The following is a 9,042-nucleotide window of genomic DNA, read 5'->3' as shown; positions in this document are numbered from 1 at the left end:
ATTTAATATTATTATTAATGTTACTAAAAAACAAAAATCAATTAGATAGAGCCATATTTTATTTTGAATTACCACAATTTTCAAACTATCAAAATGACAAATTGTTAAACATGATTATAACAAAAAAATCTAAGAGCATAAACTCCTAGATTTAATGTGTGGACAAAAGTCAAAAAATAACTCTACTGGCCAAGTGATCTTTTTAAACCGTTTATTAATCCGGCATGTAGCCCTTCATGGAAAATGTTAAAGCTAATCATGTCTCGAACTGTCTTTATTTCAAAACTACCTAGTTTCATCTCTTTTGAAATGATTTCATCTAAACGCCCTTCATATGTAAAAATTACTTGTTCAACTTGCTGTTCCAATAACGTAACAATTTCCTCATATGATGGTGGCTCCGCTTGCCAGTCACCTGGTTTAGTCCCACCCTTGAAAAAATCAACGAATTCCTTTGGAAGTTTCCCAGCATCACCAGTGTTAGCATAAAGTAATTGCTCATATGCCCCTAGCACATGACCTGCATTCCAAAGAATATTATTATTGAATCCTGCTGGTATTACATCTACAGCTTCTTTTGAAACAGAACCAAGAACTTTCAATGTATAAACCCTTGTAAACCTAAGTTGTTCAAAAATAGCATCTGCCATCTTGATCCCTCCATATAATATCATTACTGATATTATATGGAGGGATATTTTTCATAAAAGATGTTATCTCGATAGAAACAGATGATTGTTTTTAACGATAATTAAGAAACAAAAAAAGAGCCTCAATAGTGAGACTCCCTCCAGTCTTATTAACTATCAATCTCTTAAAATAAAACCATAGATCCTGGACCAGTGAGCAATAACCCTATTGCAGCTGCAATAATTAATAGATTAAACTCAAATCCGTTCGAAGTATTCCAGAATCCGTTCTTTATATGAACCTTTAATACTGCTACTGCCATCACTACTATTATCAACCATGCGCCAATTTCTGTATATACACCAGCCGCTACAAAGAATCCACCTACGATTTCTGCCGCTCCTGTTATAAAAGCAAAAAATGCTCCAGGTTTGATTCCAATCGACTCTAACCATTTTCCAGTTCCTTTAATACCGTAACCACCAAACCAACCAAATACTTTCTGCACCCCGTGACCTAATAAAATAATACCTAAAACAAGTCGAATAACTAATAGGCCTTCATCAAGCATATCTCCACCTCAATTCTCTTTAATTTGAGATATTTAGTGCATAATTATTTTTATTCATTTTTTGACATGTTTATGACCTTTATTATTAATTTTTAAAAAATGAATCAGTTTTCTTGTATTTGAGGAATAGAATACTATAACAGAAGATTTTCTAACTTAAAAGGAGAGCATACATCATGAAAAAAGTCGTTCCACTAACTGTAATCGGCTTTTGGATTTTAATGCTACTACTCGCCATTCGATATCATTTATTTCATTTATCATTGCAAGATATAAAACATTTTATTGCTAATTCCTCCATCAACCCGATGCTATTATTTGTCGCTATTTTCTGTGCAAGAATCTTTCTATTCATTCCTAGCTCTGTATTAATTGTAGTAGGTAGCTTGTTTTTTCACCCGTTTGAAACCATTCTCTTATCATTAATCGGAATGGCCATCACAGAAACAATTATTTATTTATTAAGTAGAAGTATTTTAAGTGATTCGATCCAGCAATTTATGGAAAATAAATATCCCTCTCTATTTGAAGAAATTATTTCGAATCGAAAGAGATACTTATTCTTAACAGTTGCAACTCCACTAGCTCCAACAGATGGTGCATGCTTTATCGCAGCCTCCACTAATATGAAATACTTGTCCTATATTGCAATTGTGCTTGCTGGTAATATTCCAATTGCAGTTCTTTATACATTATACGGAAATTTCTTGCTTGGCTCACCATGGATTACAATCTGTATTACTACTACAATCTTAGCCGGATTTTTCATTTACATTTCTTTAAAAAAGAAACAAAAAAAGGATACACATTTCTCAGCCTAACTTTTTCAAATTATGTATTTTAAAAAATTGTTAATAATTAAATCGATTTTTATATATAAATTAATCTATACTAAGATTAATTAAAACTTTTTAAGAAACCGAGGTAAAAAGATGGAAACAAATAAGATTTTGTCCTCATTATGTTATTTTAGCGTATTCTTCGCACCTTTCTTATTCCCAATAATTGTTTATTTCGTCGCAAAGGATCAACAACTAAAATCGCATTCTAAACGAGCATTTTTTTCACATATACTCCCCTTTCTAACAATTATTATTTTAGCAATTATCTCCCTTTTCACTTTTAATACTTTTGGTGACGGTGCAGGTTTTGCTCTTATCGGTGGATTTATATTAGCATTCATTGTTAATTTAATTGTCTTTATATGGAATATTGTTCAAGGTATTAAAGTATTGATGTAAATTCGTCATGTTTTCTACATTATTTCTCAGGAAATTTTCAATTTCGACAAACGCAATTTTAAACTTTCTTAATAAGTAAAAAGGCAATGTAATGTTAAACCATTACATTGCCTTTTTTTTATTCACTTTGTGTTACATAAACTTCTTTTGAATTAGTTCGTTTAATTAATTTCTTAATCATTAATGATAAAGATAAGATGCAGGCAATTAAAATGGAGCTAGTTAAAGCTATTTGCGATGTTGTTAAAGAGAAAAATTTAGCCAAATAAACAGAGTATGATAGTAGAGATGATGTAATTAATTTTGAAATCGAAGCAATTAATAGAAACTTTTTGAAAGAAACTTTACTAATTCCTGCCCCGACACAAATAATTTCATCTGGTAAAATCGGAATGATAAACATTAAAGTTAAAATAATTGTTTCATTTTTTTTAACATATTCCTGATATTTTTTTAACTGTCTTTCTTTAACAAACTTTGAAACTAATTTAAGCCCACCTATTCTTGCTAAGAAATACATAATCACAATACCTAAAGTTGAACCTAAAAATCCTATTACCGCTCCTGAAAACGATCCGATAACAGCACTACCCGCAGGAATAGTAAGTGCTTCTGGTAAAGGTAAAAAAATCGGTTGAAATAAACAGATTAAGAAAAATAATAACTTTGCAGTTGTAATATGATTGGTTAATATTCGCTCAACTCCGTACGTATCTACGAATACGAGAAATTGACTAGCATAAAATAGAATTCCAACTACTGATATACAAAGTAATAAACTAATTAGTGCTATTTTTGTAACCTTTAAAAACTTTTTATGATTCGATACAACTAGATAGAAATCTAGTAGCAAAATTCCCATGATTGCAAAAATAAGTGATATTTTATAGATCGTTACGACAGTAGGTAAACTAGAGACTAATATTAAGATCGATATTGTAGCTAATACTATGTGCAACGTAAGTTCTTTCATCGTATTAGACTGTTTATTCTCTTTCTTCAAAGTAATCAACTCCTCTACTACAGCTTGACCGTTCTCCAATATTTTTCGCTACTATGTTTATCGTAACGAAACCGTATATAATTTGAAACGAACTAAAGTATTAAACTTACTAAGTCTTAAGTCTTACGGTGAGGAAGTTTTTGTAAATGAAATTGTTATATTCGAATATTCGACTCTTAATGCAAAATGCCTCTATGATTTAGATCGAGTTTATTAATTTTTTTAAAAGATTTGATGTGCATACGCTCCACATTCGTTTCGAAATAAAAACGACTGTCAAAGATTAGACAGTCGTTTACTTTTATTTTTAAATTAAAAATCAAAATTGTCTGGGTCTGGACCTACACGGTGGTTTTGGTTCAGAGAGTTGATTTGGTTCATATCTTCTTCTGTTAGTTCAAAATCGAAAATATTTGCGTTTTCTTGAATGCGATGTTCTTTGATTGATTTTGGTATAATCACTACACCGTTTTGTAAATGCCAACGTAATACAACTTGAGCAATTGATTTATTATGTTTGTTTGCTATTTGTAGTAATGTTTCATTTTCAAATAATTGTCCTTGCATTAATGGAGCCCATGCTTCTACTTGAATTGAGTTTGCTTTTAAAAATTCTCTTAGTTCAACTTGACTTAACATAGGATGTAACTCAACTTGATTGATCATAGGCATTATTTCAGCATTCTCCATTACTTCTTTCAAGTGATGAATTTGGAAGTTACTCATTCCAATTGCTTTTACTTTTCCATTTTTGTATAGTGTTTCAAGTGCTTTCCATGATTCAACATATTTACCTTCTACTGGCCAGTGGATTAAATATAGATCTAAATAATCAAGACCTAGTTTTTTCAAGCTTAATTCGAAAGCATCGATAGTTGATTTGTAGCCTAGATCAGCATTCCATACCTTTGATGTAATAAATAAGTCTTCACGTTTAAGACCATTTTCTTCAAGAGCTTCTCTAATTCCTTGCCCTACACCTTCTTCGTTTTGATAAATCGCTGCAGTATCGATACTACGGTACCCATTTCGTATTGCAGCTTTTACAGAATCAATTACGACTTGTCCATCTTCTACTTGGAAAACTCCTAACCCAATTACTGGCATTTCTAAACCATTATTTAATTTAACTAAATTATTCATTGTTATTTCTCCTTTTTTTAAATAATATTTTTTTAAAATTTACTTTTTCTTTTCTAAAGAAGCACTCCAGATGCTTAACAGAACTGCTCCTAAAACCATAATTCCACCAATCCACGGTGTATGAATCAAGCCGATTGTATCTACGACTAAACCGCCAATAAATGCTCCAATTGCAATACCTACGTTGAATGCTGCTATATTTAGCGCTGATGCAATATCTACAGCAGAAGGAACATACTTCTCAGCTAATTTCACAACATAAATTTGTAGGCCAGGTACATTCATAAAAGCAAGCAAGCCTAAGAAGAAAATCGTCACAATTCCTACTACTTTAAATGGTGCCGTAAACGATAGAATGATAAGAACAATTGCTTGAACAGCAAACATCCATGTTAGTGCTTTTAATGGATTTTTATTTGCCGCTTTTCCACCAATCGTATTACCAAGTGCTACTGCAATTCCATAAACAAGTAAGATAATACTTACAGAGTTTGGAGCAAAACCGGTAATTTTTTCAAGGATTGGTGACAAGTATGTGAATGCTACAAAAGTACCTCCATATCCTAATGCTGTAATAGCAAAGGCTAAAAGTAATGGTCCATTTTTTAAAACTTTCAGGTTATCACTAAATTTTGATGCCGGTGGCTGTTTAATTGTTTTTGGAACTAGTATTGCAATTGCAATAATTGCAATCACACCTAATAATGCTACAGCTCCAAAAGTTGATCTCCATCCAAAATGCTGACCAATAAATGTGCCTAATGGAACACCTGTTACGGTCGCAACAGTCAAGCCTGTGAACATAAATGCAATCGCACTTGCACGTTTGTTTTCAGGTACTACATCGGCCGCAATTGTTGAACCGATTGAAAAGAATACTCCATGTGAAAATGAAGTAATGATTCGAGCAACTAACAATAAACCAAAACTAGTTGAAAAAGCAGCAACACTATTTCCAATGATAAAAATAATCATTAATAGCACTAGTAACGATTTTCGAGCAATTTTGTTTGTTAATGCAGTTAAAATTGGTGCTCCAAATGCAACACCCATCGCATATCCAGAAATTAATAATCCCGCTAATGTAATTGAAATTTTCAAATCACCAGCTAGAGTTGATAATAAACCAACGGGAACAAATTCGGTTGTTCCAATCCCAAATGCACTAATAGCAAGAGCCATTAACGCAGGAGTGCCACTTTTTTTCTCTTGCATTTTAATCGAAGCAGCAGTCGAGTTCATAAAAAAATCCTCCTTGTTATTGTTATTTTTTATGATTAGTTTGAATACAAAGAGACATAGCGCCTGAATAAAGTCTCACTGTCATTCAAAACATAAATTAAATGAAATAGTAAATAGATTAACGTCTTCCTTTATAGATTTAAAAATACTTTTTAGTAAATGTTTGTTAATCAATTAACTATTTGTCATTATGAGCGATAGGAATAAGTTAGAGAAGTATGTACTTTGAAGTGATATAGTTACTTTTTAGTAACATTTAAGCGAATAAAGGCTTAAAACAGAGAAAAAATTACAAAAACTTTTTACCAGACTTGAAACTACACAGTTTGCGAAGAGAATGTTATGATATTTGAATCATTAAAAATATGTTTCGTAGGATTTGATAAAAATGAATGAAGGAGAGGAGAAAATGAAAAAATACAATATTCCAGTTGAAGCTTCATTAGATGTAATCGGTGGTAAATGGAAGGTTGTGATTCTTTGTCATTTGACAAAAGGCACAAAAAGAACTTCTCAATTAAAAAAATTAATGCCGAACATTACTCAAAAAATGCTAACTCAGCAACTGAAAGAATTACAGGAAGACAATATCGTTCACCGAAAAGTATTTAATCAGGTTCCGCCAAAAGTGGAATATTCCTTAACGGATTACGGATGGTCTTTGAAAGAAGTATTAGATCTACTGTGTACTTGGGGAGAAAATCATATCGAAACAATGTATCCTGACAAAAATGACGTACTTCTTCCACCAGTTGAGGATGAAGTAACTCTATAAATAAAAAACTCCTTTTTCATTATGAAAGGAGTTTTTTTCTGCAACCTATTTTAAATCCACTTTTATCTTTTGTGCTTTCACTATTACTTTATGTTGATCATCCAATACATCACTAGTTGTTAACTCAATCCATTTCAAGCTAGGATCAGTATGATCGACTATAAATCCCATGGCACCTTGCTTTGAACTATTAGGATTCATTTCCCCACCTAAATATTCAATATAAAAGTCATCTTTAAATTCCTTTACTTCATTATTACTTGTCATCAAATGGGCAACTGGACCAAAGTGTAATTGTTTATTCGAGTGATTAATGATTTCTACCTCAACCTTAATGAATCGAAAACTTTCATAGCTTTCTGTATAGTAATGAAAATAATCCATTAAAGAATAGGTCGGTAAGTTTTTAATCAGCTTAATCTGTTTAATTTTCATTTCAATCGGTCCAATTGAATAGGACTTGTTTAATGAAGCAATGCCCTCTAAAGTAACTTCTCCTTTATCATCTTTCAGTGTTTGACCTTTAAGAAGTAAACTCGTATCATCTGAAACCTGTGGATTTGGCACATATATATCGCCTAAAGACTTTGCTCGGCTTTTGGAGATTGTAGAGACTTTTTTTATATTCTCTGCTGAAGCAGTTGTTTTCTCCTTCTGAACTAAGCTACATCCCGAAAGCATTAAAGAAAGTAAAATAAATGGAATCAATTTTTTCATAAAAATCCCCTTTCATCCTTAAATCCCGTTAAATAAGGTCATTTAACGGGATCTGTTTTTTTTCTTATTTACCATTCCTTAAAATTTTAAAGATGTTTTTTGCTTGGTCAGTATTATCAATTTTCCCTGCAAATAATTGGCTGCCAGGGCCATAAGCATAAACATTTACGTCTTCACCTGTGTGACCACCAGTAGTCCAACCAGTTACTGAACGGTTATCAAAAATTGCTTCGATTGCATTATCAATCTCTACCATATTTTTTGACTCTGCTGCTTTTTTAACAGCTTGAATTTCTTCTGGTTTCAAATCTAAGTTAATATTCGATTTTAATGTTTTTTCTACATCTGCGCCTTTACTAATTTGTTCAGCCATGAAATCAGGAGTACGTTTAGCTGCAGCAATCGGTGCGCCGTACCAATTGTAATCACCTTTTGCCCCAATAGAATATCCACCTGTTGAGTGGTCTGCCGTTGCAACGACTAATGTATGCTTGTCCTTTTTAGCAAATGCAATTGAAGCTTTAAATGCTTTTTCAAAGTCTTCCATTTCACTCATTGCCGCAACGATATCGTTATCATGTCCAGCCCAATCAATTTGACTACCCTCTACCATTAAGAAAAAACCATCTTTATCTCTACTTAATTTATTAATAGCTGAATTTGTCATATCACTTAATGAGGGGATAGATGCTTCACGGTCGATCATCTTCGGCATTCCACCAGGAGCAAATAAACCTAATATTTTATTGTTTTTATCCTTTAACATTTGATTTTTATTCGTTACATAAGAGTAGCCATCTTTTTTAAATAGCTTTGTTAAATCACGATCTTCTCGTACAAAGTTACTTAATCCGCCACCAAGCATGACATCTATTTTATGTCCACCTTTAATTAGTTCATCATAATAATCATCCGCAATTGCATTCATATTTTTACGACTTACATCATGAGCTCCATAAGACGCAGGTGTAGCATGTGTAATTTCTGAAGTAGCAACAAGTCCTGTCGCTTTTCCTTTTTCTTTTGCAGCCTCAAGTACTGTTTTTACTTTTGTTCCATCATTATCTACACCAATTGCTGCATTATAGGTTTTAACTCCTGCTGACATAGCTGTTGCCGCTGCCGCAGAGTCGGTAATGTTTTGCTTTGGGTCTTCAGGATAAGTCATTTGTTGTCCCACTAAATAATGATCGAATTCTGTTTGTTCAACTTCTTTTGTTTTTGGGTCATCTTTTAAATAACGATAAGCAGTCGTGTATGATACTCCCATTCCATCTCCAATTAAGAAGATTACATTTCTAATTTCATTCTTGTTTGTTTCCTTAGCTTGTACTGTATGGTTTGCAAATGAGCCAATAAACGAACCAAATGCCATCGTTGAAAGCACTGCAACTGGAATTAACTTTTTCTTAAGTTTGTTTGTAAACATAAAAAGACCTCCCGAAAATTAAAGTTTCATTAGATTTAACCTCTTAATTTTAATGAAATTTTATTAATTTACTTTGGAGGTTCTGTAAATAGAGTATAAAGAATTATTTTTATTAAATTAATTTTCTTAATTGAACCAATACTTTTCTGAAAGGAATACAAATATAAACTGTCTTGTTGCGTCTACTTCACAAATACATCACATTTTTGAACTAAAATGTCTAATTGAATAGAGTGGTTAATTTAACTAAAAAAATATTTCATAAATACAAGTTTTTACCTTATATTAAAT

General features: G+C 32.0%; 10 protein-coding genes. 3 read left to right on the top strand and 7 right to left on the bottom strand.

Annotated elements, in window-relative coordinates:
- Nucleotides 1–182 precede the first annotated feature (182 nt).
- Together CN514_RS17240 and CN514_RS17235 are read right to left on the bottom strand one after the other, a co-directional pair.
- Nucleotides 183–650 (bottom strand): DinB family protein, encoded by a 468-nt coding sequence (locus CN514_RS17240; RefSeq protein ID WP_176525947.1) that lies wholly within the window; start codon nt 648–650, stop codon nt 183–185.
- 164 nt (nt 651–814) lie between these two features.
- Nucleotides 815–1,201: a DoxX family protein gene (locus tag CN514_RS17235; RefSeq protein WP_098233658.1), complete on the bottom strand. Its 387-nt coding sequence runs from the start codon at nt 1,199–1,201 to the stop codon at nt 815–817.
- 176 nt (nt 1,202–1,377) lie between these two features.
- Here CN514_RS17235 and CN514_RS17230 point away from each other — a divergent pair, with 176 nt between their 5' ends.
- Both CN514_RS17230 and CN514_RS17225 read left to right on the top strand, forming a co-directional pair.
- Entirely contained in the window at nt 1,378–2,022 is a 645-nt protein-coding gene (locus tag CN514_RS17230) for a TVP38/TMEM64 family protein (protein WP_098233657.1), read from the top strand.
- A 111-nt stretch (nt 2,023–2,133) separates the two neighbouring features.
- Entirely contained in the window at nt 2,134–2,442 is a 309-nt protein-coding gene (locus CN514_RS17225; RefSeq protein WP_069033916.1) for a magnetosome magnetite crystal formation protein family, read from the top strand.
- Nucleotides 2,443–2,560: 118 nt separating this feature from the next.
- Here CN514_RS17225 and CN514_RS17220 read toward each other — a convergent pair whose 3' ends face one another.
- From CN514_RS17220 to CN514_RS17210, 3 genes are all read right to left on the bottom strand, one after another.
- Complete coding sequence (locus CN514_RS17220) at nt 2,561–3,445, bottom strand: TVP38/TMEM64 family protein (protein ID WP_286141732.1); 885 nt, start codon at nt 3,443–3,445, stop codon at nt 2,561–2,563.
- 312 nt (nt 3,446–3,757) lie between these two features.
- Nucleotides 3,758–4,588 carry an aldo/keto reductase gene (locus tag CN514_RS17215; protein ID WP_098233656.1) on the bottom strand — a complete coding sequence of 277 codons (831 nt, stop codon included), beginning with the start codon at nt 4,586–4,588 and terminating at the stop codon, nt 3,758–3,760.
- Between the two features lie 39 nt (nt 4,589–4,627).
- Entirely contained in the window at nt 4,628–5,830 is a 1,203-nt protein-coding gene (locus CN514_RS17210; protein WP_098233655.1) for an MFS transporter, read from the bottom strand.
- Between the two features lie 409 nt (nt 5,831–6,239).
- Here CN514_RS17210 and CN514_RS17205 point away from each other — a divergent pair, with 409 nt between their 5' ends.
- Nucleotides 6,240–6,605, top strand: a complete 366-nt coding sequence (locus CN514_RS17205) for a winged helix-turn-helix transcriptional regulator (RefSeq protein WP_091024744.1) — start codon at nt 6,240–6,242, stop codon at nt 6,603–6,605.
- Between the two features lie 45 nt (nt 6,606–6,650).
- Here the strand turns inward: CN514_RS17205 and CN514_RS17200 are convergent, their stop codons facing one another.
- Both CN514_RS17200 and CN514_RS17195 read right to left on the bottom strand, forming a co-directional pair.
- Nucleotides 6,651–7,322, bottom strand: coding sequence for a DUF4352 domain-containing protein (locus CN514_RS17200; RefSeq protein WP_098233654.1), 672 nt, complete (start codon nt 7,320–7,322; stop codon nt 6,651–6,653).
- Between the two features lie 64 nt (nt 7,323–7,386).
- Nucleotides 7,387–8,751, bottom strand: a complete 1,365-nt coding sequence (locus CN514_RS17195; RefSeq protein WP_098233653.1) for an alkaline phosphatase — start codon at nt 8,749–8,751, stop codon at nt 7,387–7,389.
- Between the last annotated feature and the right edge of the window lie 291 nt (nt 8,752–9,042).

Origin of the sequence: Bacillus sp. AFS001701 (genome assembly GCF_002559405.1) — a bacterium.
Taxonomy (GTDB): domain Bacteria; phylum Bacillota; class Bacilli; order Bacillales; family Bacillaceae_G; genus Gottfriedia.
Note: the sequence above shows the minus strand (reverse complement) of the source record. Positions and strands in the feature narration are given on the sequence as shown.

What these genes read in the sequence shown, in the direction of transcription:
- CN514_RS17235 (WP_098233658.1), bottom strand. Translation starts at nt 1,201, where the DNA reads ATGCTTGATGAAGGCCTATTAGTTATTCGACTTGTTTTAGGTATTATT.
- CN514_RS17195 (WP_098233653.1), bottom strand. Translation starts at nt 8,751, where the DNA reads ATGTTTACAAACAAACTTAAGAAAAAGTTAATTCCAGTTGCAGTGCTT.
- CN514_RS17240 (WP_176525947.1), bottom strand. Translation starts at nt 650, where the DNA reads ATGGCAGATGCTATTTTTGAACAACTTAGGTTTACAAGGGTTTATACA.
- CN514_RS17225 (WP_069033916.1), top strand. Translation starts at nt 2,134, where the DNA reads ATGGAAACAAATAAGATTTTGTCCTCATTATGTTATTTTAGCGTATTC.
- CN514_RS17205 (WP_091024744.1), top strand. Translation starts at nt 6,240, where the DNA reads ATGAAAAAATACAATATTCCAGTTGAAGCTTCATTAGATGTAATCGGT.
- CN514_RS17210 (WP_098233655.1), bottom strand. Translation starts at nt 5,830, where the DNA reads ATGAACTCGACTGCTGCTTCGATTAAAATGCAAGAGAAAAAAAGTGGC.
- CN514_RS17215 (WP_098233656.1), bottom strand. Translation starts at nt 4,588, where the DNA reads ATGAATAATTTAGTTAAATTAAATAATGGTTTAGAAATGCCAGTAATT.
- CN514_RS17200 (WP_098233654.1), bottom strand. Translation starts at nt 7,322, where the DNA reads ATGAAAAAATTGATTCCATTTATTTTACTTTCTTTAATGCTTTCGGGA.
- CN514_RS17230 (WP_098233657.1), top strand. Translation starts at nt 1,378, where the DNA reads ATGAAAAAAGTCGTTCCACTAACTGTAATCGGCTTTTGGATTTTAATG.